Source organism: Stenotrophomonas sp. 62841_Sma, assembly GCF_056482945.1.
The window spans coordinates 1,988,372-2,014,801 of record NZ_CM151224.1 but is presented as its reverse complement, the minus strand read 5'-3'; the positions used below and the strand labels follow the sequence as shown (position 1 = coordinate 2,014,801).

Genomic DNA, 26,430 nt, shown 5'->3' with positions numbered 1-26,430 from the left:
CCATTGGCTAAGCCCTCGCCTTCTCACACAACTGGTCAACCATCCATACAGCTCTGGCAAGCTTGGCCATGCCTTCCTGCCTAGCCTCAATCCTTTCAGCACTCCAAGCTGACGGCGTCCCTAATGTCGGGCATTCAGAGGCACTAGTTGCGGTAGTGACCAAGCCGATGGCACGTTGCAGCGAGGTATTCTTACCGAACAAGTTTGGGTTCCCAATGACCCGCGTGATCACAATCTTGGAATCGCGGTAGGCCTCAAGCTTCTTGTCAAAGCAGGCATTGCATACTGCGGCGTTGAGTGGCTTTTCCAATAGGGTCAGATTTCCAAGTCTCTGGACACAGCTGCCAGTAACCTCGGGATCATTAAATCCACCCCACGCTCCCAGCTCTGCTTTTTGCGGAAGGACATGCTCAATCTCGATTTTTCCGTCCAAGTAGTGGTCGAGTTGCTGGACGCTTTGAGCTCCTTGCCAGGCAATATGGTCAACGTGCTGCGCCAGCTTGGCTAGCACGTACTTGAGTCGATACTTGGGAACCGTCGTTGCCCCTAGCTCGTTCATCGCAAAGTCAAAGGCTCGAGACTTGCCCTCCACCTCAGGTGCGATTCGCGAATTTATAATCCTCTTAACATCTTCCAGGCTATTAGCAGTACGCAGGCTCTCAGACCAGTCAGCAAACTTCGTTTCGAAATTCTTGGTCGGCTCACGGACAATCACGAACACAAAGAACAGGTTCTCCAACTGCCGCGCCAGCTCAACCAATCCATCCGCCGGAAGATGTCTCGATGCCAGCATCAGAATAAAGTGCTGGCGAGCCTTACCGCTCAGGTGCTGAATGTTCTGCAGACCCGGTATCGCAGTCTTTCCATCTGGCGTACGGCCACCGGCAAACTGCCGGTAGTCGCGCGCCGCCAGCACAAGATCCTTCGCAAAATCCAACGGTTTGGCGTCAATCCCAATTTCTTCAGCATGCTTACCGAACCACTCGTATAGTTCATCCTCGCGCACTGGCTTGCCGGTGGATGCGCTACGATACTCCTTGTAGTTGGCCATTACGTAGTAACGCAGGAAGCGTAGCGGCTTCTCCCTACACATCTCTAGGTGCAAGGTCAGTTCCTTCCATAGCGACTGAAGCTTGGGATAATCGGCCGGCGTGGTACGCATAAACAGCAGATTTTTGAGCAGGTCCATCGCAGTCAGTCCCACACCGCGGTCGTTTACCGTCTCGAACACCTTCAGCGCGTGGGTCAGGTCCGGCGTTACGATACGGATCAGCTTTACCCGACGGATGAATGCGACGAAGAACTGCTTGATCTCGTCGGAGCTGTCGTCAAACTGAGCCGTCAAGAAGCTGCGCAGCGTTTCATAGGCCTCAATGATGCAAACCATCGACCTGGTGTCATCGCGACTGGACGTCAACGACTCGCCCTGTGCGATCCGGATCAGCACATCGCGGCTGTCCTCGTACTGCAGCAGCAAGCGGTAATCCTGGACATCGTTGCCGTCATCGCCAGTACGGGTGTCGCAGATCATCGCCTCTAGCGATTTGCTTGGCGCCTCCCCAAGCGTCAGTAGTGCATCTCGGATCGCGCACAAGAACAGGAAAATCGTGGTCATGCGCTGCTGACCATCAATGAGGTCGTAGGGGCCGTGGGCCGTGCGGCACACCACTACGCTGCCGATGAAGTACTCGCGGTGCGCCACCAGCTCGCCTTTAGCACCGTAGAACTCGTTGTAGATATCGTCGGCGAAGGCTTGCACATCCACATCCGGCCACACGTACTCGCGCTGATACGGGGGCACAATGTAGAAGTCCTTGTACATCTGCTCGATGGACAGGTCGGCGGATTCAATCTTGGGTGATGTACTCATTTAGTCCTAACTCCTATCCGCCCCAACGATCGCAAAAGGAAGGCCGTAGAGCCTCAAGTCGTTCCGGCAGTCGGCCTGCACATACCATCCCGAGGTAAGTTGCAGCGCGAGTAGCACCGACATAAAGGTAGCGATCAAATAGGTCTGGCTTAAGCTCCGCCAATCGATCCACATCCACAAAGAACACGGCCTCGAACTCAAGGCCTTTGATGTGCCGGATTTCGAACACACGCACATCAGTGCCTTCGCCCAAGGTCCGCTCATCGCAAGCAACAGCCCTAAGACTGATGTCCTCAAGGTATTTGGTCAGCTGCCTTGCCATGGGTTCGACGTCTTCCCGCCGAGTCACCAGGACCGCAACGGTGGGCATCTCCTTGACCGTTCCTTCGACCTCCTTGATCCGATCAGCAATCCACGACGCGCTACCGGCATCCGCGTGCTCAAGCAAAGCCGGCGGCACTCCATCATGCGTACTATCGGCCGGAAGCTCGCCATGAGCCCCCATATCTCCCCCCATGAGTTGCAGAAGCTCTCCGGCAAACGCGTTAAGCGACCGGCTCTGCCGGTAGACCAAGTTGATCGCTACTGGCGCAATGGAGCTGGACACCCACGTGAGCTGGTCACGCGACCGCAGACCGGATGTGGTGATGCGCTGATTGAAGTCCCCGCAGGCGAAGAAGGACCTCCCGGGCAGCGCTGCCAGTCCTTCCATGCACGCAAGCTCCAGAGCAGAAAAGTCCGTTGCCTCGTCCACCATGATCTGAGTGCGAAACAGACTCGATACCCGTTTGACGACCTCGAAACGCTGCATATCAACATTTCGCGCCACGAAGGACTGCTCCAGAAGCGCTCTGCAGTTGCGAAGCATCAGCAGGATCATAGCGTCCAGCTCAATGGCAGAGATGTGCAAGCCACTAATCGGAGCCGAGTAGTAGCGATCGTCGCTGGCGTACTCACGACGGAAAGCTCGGTAGCTGCTAGGTACATCCGAGATGTAGCGCCTGAACGCGTTTAAGAATCGACGCAAGCCGTTCTGGAAACTGATGCGTTGGCCGATCTCTAAAAGAACTGTGTCATCCGGAAGCGAAGGGCCAAGCCACGCGATGATGCGAGCCGCGCGTGTTTCTTTCTTCAACGTTCGCTTCTGGTAGCGACTCCTTGACAAGGCCCGCACCGATGCCAGATAGGCGTTCACCGCAACCTGTATGTCATTCGAAGACGCGCCCGCCTGATCAGTTGTTTCGCGCTCGTCGTCGTCAAACTCGGAGTCTTCGTCGTCCTGATCGTCATCCTGCTGCAGACCAGACAGGAACTGTCCCAGTAGTGTGAAAACGTCCCTGTCGTTGTTGAAGAGCCGGTTACGCTCCCCCTTCATCAAGCCCTCTGTTACCCCTCGCGATTCGTCCAGCGCAGCACGAATCGCCGTATCATTCGCTTCCAGATCGCGGTAGACGTCCATCCATGAGCGACTGCCCAGCGAGGTTGCCAGCTCCTTCAAGCCGATGACAAGTTGTTCCGCGGATGTGGGCGCCGTGGCCGCCGCCATGTCCGCACCATCTTCCAACTGCTTGCGTAGCCTTTGATCATGGAAACCTTGGAATGCCTCGAACCAGGTCATCGGGTCCGTAAACAGCCGCGCAGCCAGATGCTCCTGGTCAGACCTCAAGTTGAATCGCCCGCCGTTTGTGGATCGAAGGATGCCCAGCGTGTTGCGTGCGATGGTGATGCGGTAAGCATCCCATGTTTGTATGCGTGCGTCCGTCGCCGGCACCTGTTCCCGATTGAAGGCTTCCTTCAAGTAGTGCTTGAGCAGCTCGGATGGGGTGAACATCATCCAGTTAGAATCATGCGGAACCACACTGCTGGAGTTGATCACGATCCTGCGTTCGCGTTCATCCAAAGCATCGAGGTCAAGTTTTTGTCCCAGTCGTTTGATCAGCGTTGTCGTCTTACCGGTTCCAGGTGGGCCCAGAATGATAAGTTGACTGTCCAGCGCACGACGGAATATCTCCCCTTGGAACTTGTCGAGGATGGGCTGGTCGCGCAACCCCATTGCGATGCGCACCTGATGACTGATACCAGCCTTAACACCATCGGCCAGCGCTGCCTGTTCAAGAAGGCGATCCAAGTCATCGCCAACATCTACGCCAAATGACTGCAAGAGCTCACGTAGTGAGCGAATGGAGAAAGCACCGCCATCAAGGATGAGATGCAGGTTGCCTGTCGAATCCCAGCCCGCTTCCTGCATTTTCGGGTGTAGGGTAGTCTTCTCGAGGAGGGTGAAGGTCTGTGCGGCGTCCGCCAGCGGCACTGTCGCTTCGTCACCAACATCCAACTCGGCGAGCCGTCCCAGCACCGTGTCGTAATTAGCAACTTGCATTCCGGACGGCAGGACAGCTCCAGTCTTGCGCGCGATGTACAGCACACGTCGCGCCCCTGATGTGTCCTCAATAACCAAGCGCGAGATAGCAGGCTCCCGGACCAACGTCGCCCAGCCCTCGCGTGTCTTTCGGGAACTCTCGCTCAGGTTTCGGAATGCTTCCGGGTTGGTGAATGCATTGCCCCCTGCCAATCCACCTCCTGGTTTGGTAGCAGCATCCAGCTTACCTCTTGCCAAGGCGGCCGCTTCAGCAAAGGTTTCCAGTACATCGCTGGCAAGTACGGAAAAGTCTGGTTTGCTCATCGATTTCCCTATCGTTCAAAGGGGTTGTTATCAAAAAAACCACTGCATTTCACAAACAAAATTGCGTGAAAAATCTCTATTCATCTGGCTACCATGTAACCAGCAGCAAATCACACCCTGAATCCACCCGGGCATATTCACCCCAAATCACAACCTTCAAAGAATTTGCGCTTGACTATCGCCTAAACGCCTGCGCAACAAAAGTCCGCCTTCTCTATCAGATGCCAGGTCAAGACGAACAAATGAACCGAGCGCCTCATCTGGCAGGGTCGAGGTTGTTACAACATACTGGAATGACAATTGTACTTGTGACGCGACGTGCCTCAATAATGCCCAAAACAAGGCCTCGCTCATTTCAGCTTCTCGAGGTGAATCGTGAAGCAAAAATCCAGGATGAAAGCTTTGGTCTGAAGAGCTGTCGAGCATGCACGCTATATCTCCGGCCAGTATTTCTAGAACGCCGAAGGTAGTCGAATGCATTGGGCCCATCTGGAACGGACGATTGCGGTGGCCCTCGCCATCATTGAATACACCCCAGTTAAACGCTGGCAGCGACAGGGTCACCGATTGCATTGCGTCACTGATGACCTTGCGCCTTTCGCAGGTCGTTTCGCGCTCTTCTTCGGATTTCAGGCGCAGTCGCGCATGGCGCTTTTGGGTAGCATCCAGCTTGCGTTCCGCTTCCGCGATAGCTGCCCACTGAGTCTTTCCTGATACAACGCTTTCGTAGTGATCGTAGTCGTCGATGGCATCGCTAAGAAGTTGACACGCAGACAAGGATTGCGCGTACCGCGTGTCTAGCTTAGAAGCTGATTTGTCAATCTCCGCCAACTGCAAATCGATTGGTCTCAACTCCGCATCAAGCTCGTTCAATCGGCTCCTAAGCACGGCCATATCGTGCTCCAACGACTGCTTCGAGCGCTGATGCTGGGTGATCCGTTGTGTACGATCGATCTGGATCTGCTCAATGCGCTCAATAACGTACTGGCAGTCTTGGAGCAGGCGGTTTCCCGCATCGCATTTCGTCGGAAGGCTTTGCTGAAGGGATGAGGCTTCATTGCGGAGTTCTTCTACGCGCTGACGGTCCCCGGCAATCAGAGCATCATGCTGAGCTATTTCATTCGTGATCAAGTCAATCCTGCTCCTCAGGGGGGCACGTTTCTCTACGCATGACTGACGCTCAACCGCGAATCGTTGTCGTTCTACATCGATCGCTTGCTGCTCTTGCCGATAAGCCTCGTGTCGCTGCCGGGCAATGGCAATCAAGTTGGGATGGTCAAAGAGTCCGTCCTGCCGGAATGGAATGGCGTCAGAAGTACCCAGCTGTCGATTGAGCTGGCGGCGAACGTGCTTCAAGAGGCGCTCAGGTTCCTCACGCAGTCCTTGAAGCCTTGTCTTCAGCTCCTCGGCCTCTCTTGCCGACCTTTCAAGGTCGCGCAGCGTGTCAGCGTCATGCAACAGACCCAGCACAATCTGCATCAGCGCGACAGGAGACTTTGCTGGCTGGCTGAAACCGACACCTTCGGCCCGCCACTGGAAGTAGCTTTGATAGCGAGCATTCTGATCGCGCGAGCACCAGGCTAGGATCTGGTGCCACTCGATCTCCTGCTTCGACCCGGGCAAGGTCTGCACCGGCAGAATTTGTACCAGATTCCTGCTCAGTGCCTTCTGATAAGCACTGAATTCGTTTTCGACCTCCCCAGCAGACAGCTGCCGCCAGTTGGCGGTTCTCGAGGCACGGTAGAGTTTTTGGTGTCGCCACGGCTTCAATACGGTCCAAATCTCACCGCCGATATGCACACGTGCCGCAACCGCGCCTTCCTTTAACTCTCGGTCCTGGAGCAACTCGTCGCGTAGCGTCGAACCTTCAGACCACAGGGGATCATCCAGCGCGAAGCGCAGCAACTGGCAGAACGCCGTTTTGCCCACACCATGCCCTGGACTATCCGGTCCGGGAGGCGAGACGATCAAATTGAGCCCCAGACTCAGCGGAATTTCACGCAGTGGCTGTTCGGCCGTCAGTGAATCCAGCAACCACAACATTTCCACCCACAACCTTGGCCGGATGTCATTCGATAGCTGATTTCTGACATTGCTCATGGTCCGCTATCCACTTTTCCGATATTGGTCAGACTCCGTCGCCGGAGCGGCGGCCTCCATGACCTCGTTCACTTCGATGTCGCGCTGACGACGAGCCTCGATCACTGCGCGTGCCAGTGACTCAGTGCGATGGTCTCCGATCACCTCGGACAGTGCCTTTGGATCCCGGATGGAAAGCGGCGCCGTTATGGGGACACCAAGCAGCGTACGAAGCCAACCTAGGATTTGTGGAAGGCGTCCAGCTCCGATGGGTATCAGCCATTCGGCCAGTACGTCCGCATACTGGGTATCCGCAGGCAACTGCATGGTGACGATCTGTCGCAACCGAGTATCGTCTTGCGCTCCCGCCTGCAGAAGCACATCGCAGAGCAGACCTGCCAGCCATTCTTCGGCCACCGACGCGGGAGTCGCATCCTTGGCATAAGCATGTCGCGGGGAAACTCGCCGAGCAGTTTCCGGCGTCCCAGCCGCAACTGGCTGCTTATCCTCCAGCGCATCCCACGCCTCCAGCACCAGGCGGCGGGTGCGGTACTCGCCGAACTCGCGGACCTCGTTGTTCTTGAGCACGCGGAAGGTTTCACTCGGGTAGTCGGCGCCCATGATGTCGGCGGGGTCGAGTATGTAGCGCAGCTCGTCGCGGGTGAGGCCGTAAAGGCGCGCGTAGTAGGCGTCCAGCTCGGCGCGGAGGATGGCGCGGCGGTCCGGGTCAAAGGTAAACGGTGGGCCGTCGTAGCCGAGATCGCGCGCCCATGGGGCGAGGTCGTGGGCGGTGTAAGTCAGTTCCAGTACGCGCGGGAAGATGAATACGAGATCGGACTCGGAGTAACGCGTCGGCGGGAGTACCGGAAGCTGCTTGTAGATGAAATAGTTCATATGAGTGCCGCCGGCTTTATGACGTGCCACAAAGTCGAAGGCCAACGCACAGAGATTACCAAGCAATGCGGCCCACTGTCGGCCGTCATTTTTCGCGGAGAACAACATCAGCGGCATCTGATTTCCGACACCAGAAACCGGCACCAAGCTGGCAATCACGGTGCGTTCGTCCGTGGAGCGGCAGATATCGCGCCACCCCATCAGCCACTGCCGCTCCCAGCTCCTGTCGACAAGTCGCTGGGTAACCTCGGTTCCATCCACCCAATACCGCGGCATCACCACGAAGGTCGAATCTGACTTCTCGGCCAGTGTAACGTCACGGCTATTACCGTCCTCACCATACGTTGCCCAGCGATGGTCGAACTGGTGGATCAGCTTGGCTTCGTACAATGGCAGCCGGCCGGCGCCCGGCGCATCTGCGAACAGATGGCTGTCGTTGGACATGTGGAACATCGTCATGAAGCGGATGTCCCATGGGTTGCCGTTCGACCGCCCTTCATCGATCAGAACCGGTGCGGCGCGGTAGAGCTTCTTGGTCAGCTCCGCATCACGCTCGCTGCGGAACACCGGACAGGTGAGCGTGTTGGGGTTGATCAGGCGGAACTCGTCGGGCGTCAGGGTGAAGCAGCGCTGCGGGTCGTGGAGTTGCGCCACTTGGGTGGCGAAGCACACGAACTGCGCGCGCTCGGCCGCGCCCAGCGTCAGCAGGCAGAACTTCATGCGGCTGTCGACTGCCGGAAATAGCTTCTCGCGGTTTTCCAGGTCGTACAGGCTAACCAGCTGCCCACGCTGGGTGATATCGCCGAAGTAGGCTTTGGTGCTGTCGTCGGTGGCAATGCCGGTGGGCACGATGAAGCCCGAGCGCCCGGAATCCGCCATGACCTGACTGATGGTCTCGGCAAACAGCGCATAGGTGTTCACGTCGCCGACGCCGGTGAGCGGATAGCGACCGCTGTCGTCGCGCTTGACGTGGGCAAACGCACTGGCGGCCTCGGCGCTGCGGCGTGCGCTCAGGAACTCGCGATACAGGCGCCGCTCGGCCAGTACCTGCACCTCAATGCACCCGGCTTCGGGCTGCAGTTGCGCAGCCAGCATGCCCTCGCTCAGCCACTGGATGCGCTGGCTGCGCTCGGCCTTGTTCTTCGCTTCGGCCACGTCCGTGTTGCGACTGGCGAAGAACTCCTCCTCCTGCAGTTTGATCCGCTCCCAGGGCGGGTTGCCGAGCACGCAGGCGAAGCCGCCGGCCGCGTGCACCAGCGGGAAGGCAAGCGGCCAGTGCAACACGCGGGCTTCCGTGCAGGCTTCGCGGGTTGAGGCGCGCTTGCCGGCATGGCCGGGGGCGGCGTGCTCGCCCAGCAGTTCCAGCACTACGGTGGCGGTGGTGGGTACAGTGTCCTGAGTAGCGTTGGACTTGGGCAGAAGGAAGGCTGCCAGCAGCATATCTGCGGCGTGGCGCAGGGGGCTGTCGGTGGATTCTTCGGCGAAGCTCCGCCAAGCAGCCTGCTTTGTAGCGATTTGCTCAAGCGTGGCATCCGGCAGTGCTTCCAACGCCTGCAGACGATCCAACCCGCCTACCTGCAGACCCTGCAGGTCGCGCTGGCCGAAGCTCTGCGCAGTGCGCTTGCGCGCAAGATCCTTGAGTTCGGCGGCGTTGCGCTTTGTCAGCTCCTTGCAGACTTCCTTGTCGTCGCCGGACAGAGCCTTGTAGGCATCCTTGGGGATGCCCTGCTCCAGTGCGGTCAAGTCGGTCAGACCCAGCAAGGCATCGCCACACTGCAGGTGGTGGTCAAGGAAGCCGAGCGGCTTGTCAGGCGTCATTGCTTCCAGCCACAGCGACATGCGCGCCAGCTCGATAGCCATGGGGTTGCGGTCCACACCGAAGATGCAGTGAGTGACCACATCACGCATCGCATGGCGGAAGTCTTCACCACTAGGCGTGCCCTGCACACGGAGCTGGGCCAGACGCGTGGCCAGACGGCGCGCCGCACCGAGCAGGAAGTGGCCGCTGCCGCAAGCCGGGTCACAGACGGTAATGGACAGTAGCGCGGCTTCGGGATCTGCAGCACCTGCGGTGCGCTGGGCGATCACCGGATCCAGCGCAGAATTCAGCAGCTCCTGCACCAGCGCGTCTGGCGTGTAGTAGCTGCCGCTCGTCTTGCGCGCATTGCCCTTGGACGCATCCGCATTGGCAAAGCGGAACATGCGACCATCGGCACTGATGTCGGGCACCAATTCCAACAGGCTTTCGTAGACGCTGCCCAACTCTTCCGGGCCCATGTCGCGCCAGTTGATGCGGGTGAGGCTGCGGCCGTCGCGCATCCAGCCGAGTTTGGACACAGCTTCGAGCAGGGCGGCATTACCCAAGGTGCTGCCGTCCAAGTGCGGACACTGGTCTTCGGCAAACAGGCCGCCAAGCGCCGGCAGGGCCAACAGCGGCTGCCCATGGGCCAAGCCGTTAAAAACTGGGTTTAATCCGTCCCATAGGTCAGCATAGCGGTCGAAGGCACGGCGGGTGCGGGCACGTTCGCGCAGACGACGCAGGCTGTAGCCGTCGGTATAGAGCTTGATCGCATCCAGGTTAGCATCAGCCGGGTGCAGCAGTCCGCGTTCCTCAATGGTTAGCAGGAAGATCAACCTGTAGACCAAGCGCAGCAGTTGCTGGAAGTAAGCGTCGCGGTCCAGCGTGCCGTTAGCCAACACATCGCGCAGCGGCTGGTTGGCAGCTTCGGACAGGAAGCCCTGCCCTAGCGCGAGCAGTGCTTCTTCCACACCTTGGCGGAGCTTATCGCGAGCGCGCGTCCCCTGCTCCTTGCTGGCCTCGCGCCAGGCCTCGAGCGGGCACTGCGCCACGGCCGTATCCGCGTTGCCGAAGCGACTGGCGTGGATCAGCAGCCACAGCAGGGAGAAGTCGGCATAGCGCTCTTCGCTGAAGATGCGTTCCAGGTCGGCCTCGATCCAAGCAGGGCGGGTGAGGCTGGCGTTGTCGCGCGCCAGGCGCAGCACGCGGCCGTTGCTGGCGATGCCCCACAGGGCCGCATCGCTGGCATTGAGGTAGTCCTGTAGCAGGCCGAAGGCACTACGCTGGCGACCGCTGTCGCCGAAGCGGCGGTCGCGTTCGTCCAATCGTTGGCCGGCAGCGGCGATGACCAATGGTAGTCGGCCTTCGCGGGCGGTTGCAGTGAGGGGATACAGGCGTTCGCCGATCTCAACCGGTGCGCCGTGCGCTTGCAGGTCGGTCGCGCCGAAGACTTCGCGCATAAGCGCCTGCGCGAAGCGGCTGGCCAGGGCGTGAGGATTTTCGGCCTGGGCGCGGGCGTTGGCGAACTCGCTCCAGTGGGCCTGGGCGATGCGCCAGTAGCGGCCAGCTTCGTCACGTAAGTTCAGGCCCTTCGGGATGCCGTAGTCGGTAGGCGACTGGTGGACGGCCTTGAGAGCGGCGATGTTGGCGAGCCATTCGGCGGGCAGGAGGCCGCCTTCGATATGGATCGCGTCAAATTCCAAGGTGGTGTCGCGACGGCTCATACGGCAGCCCCGGGCATCAGCACGAAGACGCCGATGACATCCACGGGCATGAGCGCACGCACCTCGTAACGGCCACGCGCATCGGCAGCCTGGCGGACGCGGCGGTGGTCGGCCAGCAGGCGCTCGGCCTGGGCATCGGCGATGGCATTCAGAGCATCGCCGCGTTCGTCGAGTAAGGCCAGCACGTTCTGCATCTCGCGCTGGCGCACGGGCTCGGGCAAGTTGCCGCTGGCCGGAGCCTGCAGCCAGGCGAGCAGCTGGTCGCCCTGCACTTCGGTCGGGTTGGCGCGGCCCTGCCAGGCCACCGGCAGGGCTTCTTCCACCAGCAGCACGCTGCTGCGGCCGGAGCGTGTGGTAGTGATCTGGTGGCGCAGGCGCAGCAGCAGCACGGTGGTGACGCTGTTCACGGCAGGGCTGCGCCAGACGCCGATGCGACCGAGAGTGGCAAGCTGCTGATTGTCCCGGGTTTCGCCGCTGACGGCGCGCTCCAGCAGCTCATTAGCCAGAGTGCTGACCAACGGGTGGCTGCGGCTGATGTAGCGGCAGCGGGCCGCAGGCGGGTGAGTGAAGTCGATACCGATGTCGCCTTCCAGGCCAGCGGCCTCCAGGCGTTCACGCAACACGCGCGGCAGGGCGGTGAGCGGGGCGTTGGCGCCGCGCCTGTGGCCGAAAGTCAGGCCGGCACCAAGCCGGGACATGGCCTCGGACGTGAAGCGCCTGACGTCGTCACTGTCACCGAGTATGGCCTTCATGCGCTCCCATTCGGGCAGCACATCGGCGGGCCGCAGACGACGCTGGGCGAAGACTGTGCGGTTGCGCTTGGCCTTCTCGGCGAGATCGGTCCAACGCAGCTCCAGTTCGCGGCCTTCTTCGTAGCTTCCGAAATCGAAGTTCTGCTGGGGGCCACCAGCGCGCTCGCTGCGCAGCATCACCGCCTTCATCAGTGCCTGGGTAAGCGTGTGGTCATCGTCGGGTAGTGGCACCGGCACGCCAAGTTCCTGCTTGATCTTTTCGGCCTTACGCAGGATCACCTGCAGCACCGCACCATCGACCGGGTTGTTGGCGCCGTACATCAAGGTGGCGCGTACTCTCGGGCTGATCTGGCCGAAGCGATCTACGCGACCTTCGCGCTGTTCGTGGCGAGTCGGGTTCCAGGAGAGGTCGTAGTGGACCACTGCGTCTAGATGCTGCTGAAGGTTGACGCCTTCGGACAGGCAGTCGGTTGCGATAAGCAGGCGGCGTTCGGCTTCACCCAAGGCCTCGACACGGCGCTCGCGCTCCTCGGACGGGAACTCGCCTGTGACCACGTCCACGGTGACGCCGCGGAACTTACCGTCCAAGTGATCGCGCAAGTAGTTGGCGGTGGCGATATAGCGGCAGAACACCACAGGGTTGAAGCCATCTGCGATGAGTTGCCTGAGGTGCTCGCGCAGCAGGCACAGCTTGGGGTCGTCTTCCTCGCCAACAAATGCGCGTGCCTGGGCCAGCAACGCATACAGGGCCGGGTCCCCCGTATCTGCGGCAGGGGCCACATCATCCTGCTCCAGGGCATCTTCGCTGCCATCGAACAGCGCCTGCAGTACTTCCTCCGGGGCATTGTCGATCTGCTCGGCCAACAGCCGGGTTCGCAGGGCTTGCACCGCGGCGGCCGGACTGGAGGCCACACAGCGCGTCAGCGCCAAGGTGCCCCAGAAGCTCAGGCGCTGGCGACGGGCATCGTCGCCAGCGCGCTGGGTGACGTCGCGGCAGTAGTCGAGCACTTCCTGGAAGAACCGGTCCCACTGGCCGGTTAGCCTGTAGGTGATTTCGGTGACGTCGCGCTTGGGAAACACACTGCCGTCCTGCCACTCGTCGATGTCCGGGCGGCGGCGCTGGACGAAGTGTTGGGCAAGCTGTTCGCGCAGCGATTCCTTGTTCGCCCCACTGACCGTCGCGAACTGGGCGAACTCGCGCTTGAGCAGGGCCAGCAGGCTATAGAAAGCTTCCTGGTCTCCACTGTGCGGGGTGGCGGTGAGCAGGACCAGGTGGCGTTCAGTGTCAGAGGAGATTGCTCGCAGCAGCTCAAAACGCTGCTGGCGGGCCTGGCCGGCGCTGACGCAGGTATGAGCCTCATCGACGATGACGAAATCGGGGCAGGCGCGGATGAAATCATGGCGATGCCGGTCGGACTTGATGTAATCCAGGCTAACCACAGTAAAGGGGTGAGCCTGGAAGATCGAGTCGCCGATCGGCAAGCCGCGCTCTAGGCGCGCGGCATTGCTGGAGGTGACGGCTACGGCGGCGATGTGGAAGCGCTCGTTGAGCTCACGCACCCATTGCTCGACCAGATGCGGCGGGCACAGCACGGCCATGCGCTGAATTTCACCACGGTCGTACAGCTCACGTGCGATCAACGCGGCCTCGATGGTCTTACCGATACCGACATCGTCGGCGATAAGCAAACGCACCGGATCCAGCCGCAGGGCCATCAAGAGGGGCACGAGCTGGTAGGTGCGCGGCTCAACTGAGATATTGCCGAAGCAGCGGAATGGGCCGGCACCGCGACGCAACGCCATGCGCAACGCATCGGCGAGCAGGATGGCGTCATGCTGGCTGCCTTCCTGGTTGGGATCGGGCACGGGGAAGTGAGCGGAGCCGATATTCGGCTCCAATACGGCGTGGATCACAGCGCCTTCGTCCTCGCTGCCGGACAGCGGGCGCAAATGCAACAATGGGGCAACGCTGCCCGGTTGGACAATCCATTCACGGCCGCGGGCGCGGACCAGGGAGCCGGGGGGGAATTGCAGAGCGGATGTGTTCATCAAGGACGCAATCAGATGCCAAGCAGCCGGCCCAAGCGCTGGAACAGCGGCGGCCAGGCGGCGGTGTCGGCTGGGAAACGGATGAAACTGTAGCCGCGGTCTTCCCAAGCGGCTTGCAGTTCGCGGGGCGTGTCGGGCAAAGCGGCTGCGGCGTAGTGGTGGGGCCAATACAGCACCACTTGGCCATCGGCTTCGGCGCTGGCCGGCGGAGGTAGTTCGGGGGCGTGTTCGCCGCACGATGCCTGCCATTGGCCGGCCCAGCCGAGCATCGCCGGTGCAGGCGGGAGCTGCACTGGCGTATCGGGCTGCCGCTGCAGTGAAGTGGTGACCTGCGCCAAGCGCCAGAGCAGGCGCAGGGCGCCGCTGTCGCGCCGGTCGATCAGCTCGTGATCGGGCTGATTGTAATAGGACAGTAGACAACGGTAGCAGCCAGCGACGCACTTCACGTCCGGCAGATCCCGCAGCTCTTCCGGCACCGGCAGCGGCCCGTCGTTCAGGATGTCGTAATGCATCACCCGAAGGGCCTGGCGAGCGACCTGGCCCAATGCTTCGGGATCGCTGGCCAGTCGGGTCAGTACGCCTGCGCCGCCTTCAGTGGCCTCGTAAAACAGCACGCCCTGGCGCTCGCCCGCACTGGGAAGTGGCTCGGCCAGCAGCTCGGCTTCCTCCAGCTGGAACACGGCCTCAATACCGCGCTTGAGCGCATGCTGCAGGGTCGCCAGCGTGCGTGGTTGGCACTCGCCGTGCGGCTGCATCAGCAGCGCGTTCTTGTTGTCTTGTACGAAAGGCACGATGCGCTGCGGCGGGAGCTTGTCGTCGTGCCCGCCGTTGTCGTCTTCGTCCGCGTCCTCTTTCACCCACCAGCCGGTGCGGGGGTTGATGAAGAATCCGAACTGGTTAGGGTTCTTACGGCGACGCAGGCCTTTGTTGACCCGAGTGATAGTGGCCCCGGAGCCGTAGCGCAGGGTCAGGATGTCGCCGTCCCCGTCCTGCGCCAGCACCGTGCTCACGTCAACGCGGCCATGTCGGATACCCCACTCGTAGACCGTCTGCAGTTCAAAGGCTTGGCGCTGGCGCTCCTCGTCGTTGGCGGTGATGCGTTCGGCCGGCTGGGTATCGACGTTCTCGATGCGGTACAAGCCGTTGATGTTGTGCGCATCAGCCAGCGGCATGCCGCAGGAGTGGCAGTCGTTCCAGTGCGTGGCGAAGTGTGCGGCGCCGCAGTGCGCGCAGATCCGCGCGGCCAGGGTGGACAACATACCGCCAGCAGTGGCCTGCTCGGCACTGGACAGGGCGATGCGGGCACTTACTACGCGGTAGGCGCGGCCCTCGTGATAGACCAGGCTGCGGGGACCGAACTCGGACAGGGCCAGAAACCGCGGCCGCTGCAGGAACACGTTGCCACTGCGCACGTCCGCACGCCCCGGCACATAGGCCATCAATGGCAACCGCGGGAAGTTGTAGCCGGGCAGGAAACCTTCGGTGGCAAGGTAGCGATAGGTGTAGAAGTCACTCGAGAACGAATCCTTGCCGTGCAGCAGCAGGCTGATCTGGTCGTTGGCCTGGCGGTCACGGCGCTGGGCGTCCTCGCGCTCGCGTCGATCGTTGATGGCGAGGTTGTTCAGCGTGTTCTGCGCGAGCTGCTTCTGGCGCTGGGCCGAGCTGAGCAGGTCACGCCAGCGGTTGAAAGCGGCATTGAACTGCGTGGGTGCTGACGTTGCGACTTCCTGGGCGAAGGCGCTGGCACCCGGATACCACGGCGCGTGGGTGGCATCGAGGTGGTCCGCCATCGCCAACAGGATTCGCTCCGCACGTCCGGTTGCCAGCTTTGTGACTTCTTCCGTTCGCATGGCGGCGGTCAGCGCATCGCGCACGGAGACCTTGGGCAAGCCGGGATCCACCACGTTGGCGATGGATTTGTCCAGTGCTTGCCCCGTACTTGCAAGCCATTCGGCCTGCAGGTGGCTACGGATCAGGGATTCGTTGGCGAGATCCAGCAGCGGCGGCTTGACCACGCCATGCACCATGCCCGATGGATCGCGGAAGAAGTACTGGTCGTGCGGGCTGCGCGCGGCGCAGTAGGTCACCACCAGCGCTGCTTGGCCGCTGCGCCCGGCACGACCGGCGCGTTGCACGTAGTTGGCCGGCGTGGGCGGCACGTTGCGCAAGTACACCGCGTTGAGCGCCGAGATGTCCACGCCCAGCTCCATTGTGGGCGAGCAGAACATCACCGGCAGGAAGCGGTTAGGCTCGCCCTGCTCCCTGAAGGCGGCCTTGAGCTCCCCGGCCAGCCTGGTCTGCTCGGCCGGGCCGAAGCGGAAGCGGACCTCGCGCAGGGCACGCAACTCGGCGGACACCTGCGCGGTGTGCTCACGGGCCTCCAGCGCGAACAGGGCGCGGTCCTGCTGGGCGAGCACATCGGCCACCGTCTCGTACTGGGCCTGGAAGAAATCGTTGTTTCGCTTGCCGCCGCCCTCACCCGCCAGGAAGCGCATGCGGCCGGCATTGAGCCTGTAGCCGGGCACGTTGAACAGGGTGTGCTCGTCCTTGCGGATGAAGCCGCCTGCCTGGGCAATACGGATCATCGCCTCGAACAGAGCCTGATAGTCCTTCCGGTTCAGAGAAGCGGCGTGCGGATCGGACCACAAGGCCGAATTACGCAACGTCTTGCCAAGGCGTGTCTGCAGGCCGCCTCGCAGAATCAGCTCCTCATCCTTGCCACGCAGCGAGCGGCCGGACGGCGGCTGAAGGAACAGCCAACGCGCGCCGACCGGACGCTCCTCGCGTCCCAAACCCCACGGGTCGCGCAGCAACCGAAGCGATTCATCGCGGCGCTGGTCGAGCGATTGCTTGTCCAGCGCCGCAGCATCGACCGCCAGCCCTGTTCGCATGTAGTCGAACAATTCGCGGAACACGTTTTCGCGCGTGCTGGCCGACGCGTTGCGCAGCAACGACGGTGCGTCGGCGAAGCGGTTGGCGTCCGCACACATCTCTGCAAGATCCTGGTAGCCCACACGCAGCAGGCCGAGCTCTTCCAGGTTGGGATTGGTGTAGCGCCAGCCGCGGCGCTGGTCGTACCAGGTGCGGTAAGCCAGGATGAAGCGCAGACTTTCCAGTGCTTCCGCAAGGTCACGACCGATTGCCTCAGCATCCTGCAGCCATTCACGGCGGTGGCTCTCTCCCGGATCCTCACCGCGTGCAAGTTCGCGATCGAACCCAAGCGCCGCACGGACCGCCGCGCCGAGACCACTATCCGACAGGCCTGCATTGCCAGCCTCGCGCAGGGCACGGAAGATCGCACCGCGCAGCAAGGTGACGAAGGTAAAGTCGTTGAAGTGCCCGGCCTGAAGGGCGGCATCCTGGCGATTGTCGGTGAAGCCCAGCAGCTTGCGCTTGTCGATGTCGATGCCGTTCGCGGTACTACCATGCATCCAGCGGAGGACGCTGGTGGTCAACAAAGTGGTTGCGGAACTGCGGCCTTCGGCGGACAACGCGGCCAGCCGGTTGACGTCCTTGCCCTGGGCGCCGTGGACATCGCGACACTGCAGACAGAAGCGGAACTTGCCCGGAAGAAACCAGTACGCGCGCCCCGTGCCGACGTGGCCGTCGGGCTGAACCAGAATCTGTCGCGCTTCCAGATGCCGATGTGTGCGCTTCAGGCGAGGCTCACCGCTGGCCGGTGTCTCGATCCAGGCCTCAGGGTAGTCCTCGATCCGGCCGCTGAACTCCAGATCGCCTGGTTTGGGGTCCCCCAGCAGGAATCCTAGGCGCTCGCCCTGTGCATCATCGTTGGCATCGGAGTCTTCTTCGTCCCTGTCTCCCTTGTGTGGCATGTCGTCGATGTCGCGGGCCAGCAGCATCTGGCCACCATCTACCTTGCGCAGGCGCACGGGGTGGTAGTCTTGACCACAACTGCGACAGAAGTAGGTGGAATACAGGCGCTTGCCCGGATCTGCCGGCAGGAACTGCTGCCCTTCAAGTTCGACAGGACGGCTTCCGTGAGAGTCAAGTGCGGTGTACACCACGCCCGCGCCGCTGATGAACTGGTGCAGACGGAAGGCGAAGAACGCGCGGTCGTTGCCGTCTGCGTTCGCTCGCCGCTCATTCTCGGGGATGGCCGCGATCAGCAGCAGGTCGCGGAGGGCACGACCGGCGCGTTCCTCGTCGGTGCCGGCCTCGGCGGCGAGCAGTTCCGTTGCCTTGGCCACGGTGATCGGCTGTGCGCGGACCCATTTATGCCCCTGGTCACGCGTGATGCCTAAGCGCGTCTCCACCCAGATCGCGAGCGGATTGTCACGGAGGTCGGCGTCGCTGATGTCTGGCCGGATACCCGCGTTGATTGCGGCCGCAAGTTCACCAGCCACCGACTCGGCCGTTCTGGCCGGGTTGGTGGCGCGGTCAAGATCCTCGGTCACGATATTGAAGGCCGGGATACGGGTCGCAAACAACGTGGACGCGACCTCAGCTACCTGCCGGTTCTGGTCCTCGCGCGTTCCGCCGGAGGCCATCGTGGCTGACGTGCCAATGCACTGCAGTTGCTCGGATGCCATGCGCTCGCGCACGCGGCGGACCAGCATGGCCACGTCCGCGCCCTGCCGGCCACGGTAGGTGTGCAACTCGTCCAGGACCAAGAACTGCAGGCCTTCGCAGTTGCGGATGACCTGGGTATCCAGGTCCGACTGCCGGGTCATGAGCATTTCCAGCATCATGAAGTTCGTCAGCAGAATGTCCGGTGGGTGGTTCTTTATCCGCTCGCGTTCGTCTTGATCTTCTTGACCCGTGTAACGTGCGAAGGTGACTGGCCCATTCTCGCCAAGGTACTTGATCAGTTCCTCACGCTGACTATTTGCTAACGCGTTCATCGGATAGATGACGATGGCACGAGTACGAGGTGTTGAATCCTGCTCCTTTGCGCGCAGAACTGCATCAATGATTGGCAGGAAGAAACACAGCGATTTTCCGGAGCCGGTACCGGTTGTAACGACAAAGCTCTCTCCCTGCCTCGCGAAAGCAATAGCCTGCTCTTGGTGGCAATAGAGCCCGATCGGAAAATGCTTAGCAATCGCGGGGTGCAGTTCCGCTGTTGTGACAAGATCTGATGTATTCCGGCCAGGGCTGTACCTAGGGTTGATTTGAATCAGAGGCTCAGGCCAAAAGCGTCCACTGCTGTAAATCTCATCTACACCTTGGCGCAGATCCGTGGCGCGAATTGACGTGAATGAACGCGCAAACTGACTGTAGTCCCTAATCAGATGCTTACGAAGCGAAAAAACGTCCATTCAGCCCCTCTTTTGCCCTTTAACATTTTCGCCGATGCCCATCGGCCCCAATTCAGCTTACTGACATCAGTCTACCAACTTGCGACAGTGAGAGTTGGGCCGAGCCTCCTCACGCAGAATCTCGCCTCCTCTGACATGAATGGTGCTCCAGTCCAATCCGAGGACGGTCGTCCCTCGACCAACAAGGGCGCCTCTCGGCGCCCTCGTTCTTTCAACTCACTCCCACTCAATAGTCGCCGGCGGCTTCCCCGAGATGTCATAGACAACCCGCGAAACCCCCCGCAACTCATTTATGATCCGGTTGCTCACCGTACCCAGGAACTCATACGGCAGATGCGCCCAATGCGCCGTCATGAAGTCAATCGTCTCCACCGCCCTTAGCGCAATCACCCACTCATAAGCGCGCGCGTCACCCACCACGCCCACCGACTTCACCGGCAGGAACACGGCAAACGCCTGGCTGGTCTTGTCGTACAGGTCGGCCTTGCGCAGCTCATCAATGAAGATGGCATCGGCCTTGGCCAGCAGCTCGGCGTATTCGCGCTTCACTTCGCCCAGGATACGCACGCCCAGGCCCGGGCCCGGGAACGGGTGGCGGTAGACCATGGTGCGCGGCAGGCCCAGTTCAACGCCGAGGCGACGCACTTCGTCCTTGAACAGCTCGCGCAGCGGCTCCACCAGGCCCAGCTTCATGTGCTCCGGCAGGCCGCCCACGTTGTGGTGGCTCTTGATCACATGCGCCTTGCCGGTCTTGCTGCCGGCCGACTCGATCACGTCCGGGTAGATGGTGCCCTGCGCCAGCCACTTGGCGTTCTTCAGCTTGTTCGATTCTTCGTCGAAGATCTCAACGAACAGATTGCCGATGATCTTGCGCTTGGCTTCCGGGTCGCTCACGCCTTCCAGCGCGGCGAAGTAACGGTCGGCGGCATTCACGCGCACCACCTTCACGCCCATGTGCTCGGCAAACATCGCCATCACCTGGTCGCCTTCCTGCCAGCGCAGCAGGCCGGTATCCACGAACACGCAGGTCAGCTTCTCGCCGATGGCCTTGTGCAGCAGCGCAGCCACCACGGACGAATCGACGCCGCCGGACAGGCCCAGGATCACTTCGTCATCGCCCACCTGTTCGCGCACACGGGCGATCTGGTCGTCGATGATGTTGGCGGCGGTCCACAGGGTCTGGCAGCCGCACACGTCCACCACGAAGCGGCGCAGCAGCGCCTGGCCCTGCAGGGTGTGGGTCACTTCCGGGTGGAACTGCACGCCGTACCAGCGCTTTTCTTCGTTGGCCATGGCGGCCACCGGAATGCGGTCGGTGGTGGCGGTGATGGTGAAGCCCGGCGGCGCGACGGAGACGTGGTCGCCGTGGCTCATCCAGACATTCAGCTTCGGCTCGCCGCCGTGGTCGCTCAGGCCCTTGAACAGTGCATCGGGATTGATGACGTTCACTTCGGCGTGGCCGAATTCGCGCTGGTCAGCGGCTTCGGTGGCACCGCCCAGCTGGGCAGCCAGGGTCTGCATGCCGTAGCAGATGCCGAAGATCGGCAGGCCGCTATCGAACACTTCCTGCGGCGCGGCCGGGGCACCCGGCAGCGTGGTCGATTCCGGGCCACCGGACAGGATGATGCCCTTGGCGCCGAACGCGGCGATGTCGGCCGGGTTGTGGTCCCACGCCCAGATTTCGCAGTAGACGCCCAGCTCGCGGATGCGGCGGGCGATCAGCTGCGTGTACTGCGCGCCGAAATCGAGGATGAGGATCTTGTCGTTATGGATGTTGGTCATGGTGCCGTTCCAGTGGTGTTTTTCGCAGCGCCCGGCGCTTCAAGGCTCTGCGTCAGCGTGGCGATGAACGCCTCGCGTTGTTGAATATGTGAGGTGTCTTCCTCGTCCCAGCGCAGCATCAGCAGGCCGTGCGGTGCGTTGGGGTTGGAGCGGTCAGCGCGCGGCAGCTCGGCGATTTCCTGCACGTCGGTGCCGGGTACGGTGCGCCGTTGCAGCGCCGCCATCGAGACGCCCGAATCCGCAGCGCCCCAGGACGCCCAGCGCACGCTCATCCGTGCGGGCTCCAGCGCGCCCAGTACCGGCGTCAGCACCGGATCATCCGGCCCGTGTAGCAGCTCGGTAATGCATTGCAGCGTGACCTGCAGCGGGCGCTCGCCAGTGCCTTTCAGCCGCCAGCGCTGCTCGCCAGCGGCCTGCACCTGCCAGCCCTTCGGCAGCGAGAACGCGTTCTGGCAGGCCTGCACGTCCTGCAATTGCGAAACCGCCGCGCCCGGAGACCCGGAGCGCGGCGGCGGTTCGGACAACGAACAGCCTGCCATCAGCAGGCTGCCCGTAATCGCAAGAGCAGTTCGCAAGCGCATCAGGCGCGGTAGTTCGGCGGCTCTTTGGTGATCGTCACGTCGTGGACGTGGCTCTCACGCTGGCCGGCGCCGCTGATCTTCACGAACTTGGGCTTGCTGCGCATGTCTTCGATGGTGGCGCAGCCCACGTAGCCCATGGTGGCGCGCAGGCCGCCCATCAGCTGGTGGATGATGCCGCCCACCGGGCCGCGGTACGGCACGCGGCCTTCGATGCCTTCCGGCACCAGCTTGTCGGCGGTGGCGGCGTCCTGGAAGTAGCGGTCCTTGGACCCCTTTTCCATGGCAGCCAGCGAACCCATGCCGCGGTAGCTCTTGTACGAACGGCCCTGGTACAGCTCGGTCTCGCCCGGCGATTCCTCGGTACCGGCCAGCAGGCCACCGACCATGATGGTCGAGGCACCAGCGGCCAGCGCCTTGCCGATGTCGCCCGAGTAGCGGATGCCACCATCGGCGATCAGCGGGATGCGGTCCTGCAGCGCTTCGGCCACCAGGTCGATGGCGGTGACCTGCGGCACGCCGACACCGGCGACGACGCGGGTGGTGCAGATCGAGCCCGGGCCGATGCCGACCTTCACTGCGTCCGCGCCGCTGTCCAGCAGCGCCAGTGCGGCTTCGCCGGTGCAGATGTTGCCACCGATGACCTGCACGTTCGGGAAGTTCTTCTTGACCCAGCTGACGCGGTCCAGCACGCCCTGCGAGTGGCCGTGCGCGGTATCGACCACGATCACGTCCACGCCGGCGGCGACCAGCGCTTCCACGCGGCGATCGGTATCGCCACCGACGCCGACGGCGGCGCCGACCAGCAGGCGGGTCGACAGATCCTTGGCAGCGTTCGGGAAGTCGGTGTTCTTCTGGATGTCCTTGACGGTGATCAGGCCACGCAGTTCGAACGAATCATTGACCACCAGCACCTTTTCGATGCGGTTGCGGTGCAGCAGCTGCAGCACTTCGTCAGACGCGGCGCCTTCCTTGACCGTGATCAGACGATCCTTCTTGGTCATGATGTGGCGGACCGGATCGTCCAGCTCGGTCTCGAAGCGCATGTCGCGGTGGGTCACGATGCCGGCCAGCAGGCCGTCGCTGCCCACCACCGGCACGCCGGAGATGTTGTGCGCCTGGGTCAGGGCCAGCACGTCGCGGATGGTGGTTTCCGGGCCGACGGTGATCGGGTCGCGGATGACACCGGCCTCGAACTTCTTGACCTTGGCCACTTCCGCGGCCTGCTGTTCCAGGCTGAGATTCTTGTGGATGATGCCCATGCCGCCGAGCTGTGCCATGGCGATGGCCAGGCGGGCTTCGGTGACGGTATCCATGGCTGCGGACAGGATCGGAAGCTTCAGCTTCAGGTCGCGCGTCAACCGCGTTTCGAGGTTGACGTCCTTGGGCAGGATGGTCGAATGGGCGGGGACGAGCGAGACGTCGTCGTAAGTGAGTGCTTCAGCCTGGATGCGCAGCATCGGCATACCCGAGATGTGGGGAAGCGCGACATTTTACCCTGTTTCTGGAGCCAAGAACAGCATTTTTTGGTAGCCAGAATTGGATTTCTGCGCGACACAGTGTCGCGCCAGCGGTGATCCGTTCAGGGCACCCAAACGCACCGCCTTTGGTAGGTGCCAACCTTGGTTGGCACAAACAAGGAGGGGCCGTCACCCCATCTGGGGTCCAGCGGCGGACGGATTGTGCCAACCAAGGTTGGCACCTACCAACAGCCGGTCGTCGGCCTGCCTGTGGTGGGTGCGGACCGTTGGTCCGCACTCTCTCTCAGACACCAGTGCCCCAGCAGGAGCCCCACCCCTCTGGCATTGTGCCGACCAACGGTCGGCACCCACCGACGGCAGATCTCCCCAACAGCAGGTCAGCTCAGCGCTTCCGCCGCTTCCAGGGTGTTCTGCATCAAGGTGGCCACGGTCATCGGGCCCACACCACCGGGCACCGGGGTGATCCAGCTCGCCCGCTGGGCCGCCGCTTCAAACCCGACATCACCCACCAGGCGACCGTCATCCAACCGGTTGATGCCCACATCGATCACCACCGCGCCCGGCTTCACCCACTCGCCCGGCACGATGCCCGGGCGGCCCACCGCCACCACCAGGATGTCGGCGTTGCGCACGGCCTGTTCCAGCACGTCCTTGGGGGTGAACTTGTGGCAGCTGGTCACGGTGCAGCCGGCAATCAGCAGCTCCAGGCCCATCGGGCGGCCGACGTGGTTGCTCACGCCCACGATGGTGGCGTTGCGGCCGCGCACCGGCTGGTCGGTGTGGCCCAGCAGCGTGGTGATGCCGCGCGGGGTGCACGGGCGCAGGCCGAACTCGCGCAGGGCCAGGTGGCCGACGTTTTCCGGGTGGAAGCCGTCCACGTCCTTGCGCGGGTCGATGCGCTGGATCAGCCGGCGCGCGTCGGGGATGCCCGGCAGCGGCAGCTGGATCAGGATGCCGTTGATCTTCGGATCGGCGTTGAGCTGGTCGATCAGGTCGAGCAGTTCGGCTTCGGTGGTACCGGCCGGCAGGTCGTAGTCGTGCGCTTCGATGCCGACCTTCTCGGCGGCACGGCGCTTGTTGCGCACGTAGACGGTCGAGGCCGGGTCGCCACCGACCAGCACCACGGCCAGGCCCGGGCGGCTGCCGCCGGCGGCCACGCGCGCGTCGACGCGCACCTTCAGGCTGTCGAGCAGGTCCTCGGCGATGCGGCGGCCATCAAGGATGCGGGCAGGAAGCTGGGGGGCGGAATCGGTCATCGGGAGCAGGCGTGGGGCGGCGGGGACGCTATTGTCCCCGATTCAGGCCCCCTCGCCCACCGCGGAATGGGGTCGGATCCCTTTGCCGCAGGCAAAGGGCTCTGACGCCGGGGTTACGCAAATTGCCAACCTCCGGTAGTGCCGGCCGCTGGCCGGCAACCTCATGACGTCGGAACGTTTCCGTATTTGCCGGCCAGCGGCCGGCACTACCGACGGATGGTGCACTGAGGTTGCCGGCCAGCGGCCGGCACTACCGGGCTTTATTCTTCCTCTTCCGGCACGTCCTGCGGGTTCAGCGTCTTGCTCGCGCGCTTCGGTGCGGTGAACGGGGTCGGCGTCGGTACGCCCTGCGGGCTGTTGCCGTAGATCATCCGTGCGCCGGCATTCAAACCGCCACCGGCAATTTCCAGCTCGAAGCGCTCGGCATCACGACGGCGGATCTGCTCTGCAATCTCCACCGCGTCATCCTCATCCGCCCCCAGCTCCACCAGCGCGGCCTGGCCAAACAGCACCGCCGATTCAAAGGTCTCGCGGATCTGGAAATCGACACCGGCATGGATCAGCCGCAGCGAATGCTCGCGGTCGAACGAGCGCACCATCAGCTTGGCCTGCGGGAACTCATGCGCCACCAGTTCAACGATGCGATCAGCCGCTTCGGCCTTGTCCACGCACACCGCAATCGCACGCGCGTTGGCCGCGCCCGAAGCATGCAGCACATCCAGACGCGTGCCATCGCCGTAGTAGATCTTGAAACCGAAGCGCGCGGCGCTCTGGATCATCTCCACATCGTTGTCGATGATGGTCACGTCCACGTCGCGCGCCAACAGCGACTGGCTGGCAACCTGGCCGAAGCGGCCGAAGCCGATCAGCAGCACGCTGCCGGACAGGCCGTCGGCCTCGTCCACGCCGTCCATGTTCACCGTCGGCTTCGGTGCGATGCGCTTGTAGACCAGCACCACCAGCGGGGTCAGTGCCATCGACAGCACCACCACGGCGGTGAAGTTGGCATTGATCTCCAGGTCGATCACGCCGGCCGATGCGGCAGCAGAGAACAGTACGAAGGCGAACTCGCCGCCCTGCGCCATCAGCACGCCACGGTCCAGCGCCTGCGCGTGGTCGCTGCCCATGATGCGCGCCACCACGTAGATGCACAGCGCCTTGGCCGCCATCAACGCCAGCACCAGGCCGAGGATCAGCTGCCAGTTGCCAGCCACCACGCCCAGGTCCAGCGCCATGCCGACGCTGAGGAAGAACAGGCCGAGCAGGATGCCGCGGAACGGTTCAATGTCCGCCTCGATCTGGTGGCGGAAGGTCGACTCGCTCAGCAGCACACCAGCCAGGAACGCGCCCATCGCCATCGACAGGCCGGACAGCTGCATCAGCAGCGCTGCACCCAGCACCACCAGCAGCGCGGCGGCGGTCATCACCTCGCGCGCCTTCGATTCGGCCAGCACGCGGAACAGTGGGTTGAGCAGGAAGCGGCCGACCAGCACCAGGCCGACGATGGCACCGACGCCGATCGCCACCGACAGCCAGCGCGAGCCTTCGCCGTCGGCACTGCCCGCGCTCGGGCCCATCCAGGCCACCAGCGCCAGCAGCGGCACGATCAGCAGGTCTTCGAACAGCAGGATGGAGACGATCTTCTGCCCCGACGGCAGCGCGATGTCACCACGCTCGGCCAGCAGCTGCATCACCACCGCGGTGGAGGTCAGCACGAAGCCGGTGGCACCGATGAAGGCCACCTGCCATGGCAGGCCGAACAGCTTGGCGATACTGGTCAGCACCAGCGCACAGGTGACGATCTGCAGCGTGCCCAGCCCGAAGATTTCCTTGCGCAGGCTCCACAGGTGTGAGGGCCGCATCTCCAGGCCGATCACGAACAGGAACATCACCACGCCGAGCTCGGCGGTATGCAGGATGGCCTGCGGGTCGGAGAACCAGCCCAGCCCGAACGGTCCGATCGCCAGGCCGGCAGCGAAGTAGCCCAGCACCGAGCCCAGGCCGGCCCGGCGGAACAAAGGCACCATCACCACCGCCGCGCCCAACAGGGCCACGACCTTGACCAGCTCGCTGGTCGCTGCTTCTACCGCCATGCGGTGTTTTCCCCAAGATCCAGAATCGGGTTCAACAATAGAGCAATGCCGATGACGGCAATAGCACACATGTTGCGCCGGATTGTCTTGGAGATGGAACGATGTGAGGAGC

Annotated in this window: 11 protein-coding genes; all 11 read right to left on the bottom strand. The window is 62.5% G+C overall.

Annotation, left to right across the window (positions count from 1 at the left end):
* Positions 1-7: 7 nt before the first annotated feature.
* Positions 8-1,870, bottom strand: coding sequence for a DUF262 domain-containing protein (locus ACZK5G_RS09455; protein ID WP_478466133.1), 1,863 nt, complete (start codon positions 1,868-1,870; stop codon positions 8-10).
* A gap of 13 nt (positions 1,871-1,883) precedes the next feature.
* Positions 1,884-4,553 carry an ATP-binding domain-containing protein gene (locus tag ACZK5G_RS09450; protein WP_478466131.1) on the bottom strand — a complete coding sequence of 890 codons (2,670 nt, stop codon included), beginning with the start codon at positions 4,551-4,553 and terminating at the stop codon, positions 1,884-1,886.
* A 156-nt stretch (positions 4,554-4,709) separates the two neighbouring features.
* Complete coding sequence (locus tag ACZK5G_RS09445; RefSeq protein WP_478466130.1) at positions 4,710-6,653, bottom strand: hypothetical protein; 1,944 nt, start codon at positions 6,651-6,653, stop codon at positions 4,710-4,712.
* 6 nt (positions 6,654-6,659) lie between these two features.
* The gene (locus tag ACZK5G_RS09440; RefSeq protein ID WP_478466128.1) at positions 6,660-11,048 is read right to left on the bottom strand and encodes an Eco57I restriction-modification methylase domain-containing protein; all 4,389 of its coding nucleotides are present in this window, start codon (positions 11,046-11,048) and stop codon (positions 6,660-6,662) included.
* Positions 11,045-13,849, bottom strand: coding sequence for a helicase-related protein (locus ACZK5G_RS09435; protein WP_478466126.1), 2,805 nt, complete (start codon positions 13,847-13,849; stop codon positions 11,045-11,047). Before ACZK5G_RS09435 ends, ACZK5G_RS09440 begins: the two co-directional genes overlap by 4 nt.
* An 11-nt stretch (positions 13,850-13,860) precedes the next feature.
* Positions 13,861-19,128 carry a DEAD/DEAH box helicase gene (locus ACZK5G_RS09430; RefSeq protein WP_478466125.1) on the bottom strand — a complete coding sequence of 1,756 codons (5,268 nt, stop codon included), beginning with the start codon at positions 19,126-19,128 and terminating at the stop codon, positions 13,861-13,863.
* A 216-nt stretch (positions 19,129-19,344) separates the two neighbouring features.
* Positions 19,345-20,910, bottom strand: coding sequence for a glutamine-hydrolyzing GMP synthase (gene guaA, locus ACZK5G_RS09425; RefSeq protein ID WP_005409309.1), 1,566 nt, complete (start codon positions 20,908-20,910; stop codon positions 19,345-19,347).
* Complete coding sequence (locus tag ACZK5G_RS09420) at positions 20,907-21,383, bottom strand: hypothetical protein (protein ID WP_478466509.1); 477 nt, start codon at positions 21,381-21,383, stop codon at positions 20,907-20,909. Before ACZK5G_RS09420 ends, guaA begins: the two co-directional genes overlap by 4 nt.
* 107 nt (positions 21,384-21,490) lie before the next feature.
* On the bottom strand, positions 21,491-22,948 hold the full coding sequence (gene guaB, locus ACZK5G_RS09415; protein ID WP_005409308.1) for an IMP dehydrogenase: 1,458 nt from the start codon (positions 22,946-22,948) through the stop codon (positions 21,491-21,493).
* A 398-nt stretch (positions 22,949-23,346) separates the two neighbouring features.
* On the bottom strand, positions 23,347-24,225 hold the full coding sequence (folD, locus tag ACZK5G_RS09410; RefSeq protein WP_014036908.1) for a bifunctional methylenetetrahydrofolate dehydrogenase/methenyltetrahydrofolate cyclohydrolase FolD: 879 nt from the start codon (positions 24,223-24,225) through the stop codon (positions 23,347-23,349).
* 260 nt (positions 24,226-24,485) lie between these two features.
* Positions 24,486-26,318: a monovalent cation:proton antiporter-2 (CPA2) family protein gene (locus ACZK5G_RS09405; RefSeq protein WP_478466124.1), complete on the bottom strand. Its 1,833-nt coding sequence runs from the start codon at positions 26,316-26,318 to the stop codon at positions 24,486-24,488.
* Positions 26,319-26,430: the final 112 nt, after the last annotated feature.

Coding starts and splice junctions, on each gene's coding strand:
- ACZK5G_RS09455 (WP_478466133.1), bottom strand. CDS start 1,870: ATGAGTACATCACCCAAGATTGAATCCGCCGACCTGTCCATCGAGCAG.
- ACZK5G_RS09450 (WP_478466131.1), bottom strand. CDS start 4,553: ATGAGCAAACCAGACTTTTCCGTACTTGCCAGCGATGTACTGGAAACC.
- ACZK5G_RS09445 (WP_478466130.1), bottom strand. CDS start 6,653: ATGAGCAATGTCAGAAATCAGCTATCGAATGACATCCGGCCAAGGTTG.
- ACZK5G_RS09440 (WP_478466128.1), bottom strand. CDS start 11,048: ATGAGCCGTCGCGACACCACCTTGGAATTTGACGCGATCCATATCGAA.
- ACZK5G_RS09435 (WP_478466126.1), bottom strand. CDS start 13,849: ATGAACACATCCGCTCTGCAATTCCCCCCCGGCTCCCTGGTCCGCGCC.
- ACZK5G_RS09430 (WP_478466125.1), bottom strand. CDS start 19,128: ATGGACGTTTTTTCGCTTCGTAAGCATCTGATTAGGGACTACAGTCAG.
- guaA (WP_005409309.1), bottom strand. CDS start 20,910: ATGACCAACATCCATAACGACAAGATCCTCATCCTCGATTTCGGCGCG.
- guaB (WP_005409308.1), bottom strand. CDS start 22,948: ATGCTGCGCATCCAGGCTGAAGCACTCACTTACGACGACGTCTCGCTC.
- folD (WP_014036908.1), bottom strand. CDS start 24,225: ATGACCGATTCCGCCCCCCAGCTTCCTGCCCGCATCCTTGATGGCCGC.
- ACZK5G_RS09405 (WP_478466124.1), bottom strand. CDS start 26,318: ATGGCGGTAGAAGCAGCGACCAGCGAGCTGGTCAAGGTCGTGGCCCTG.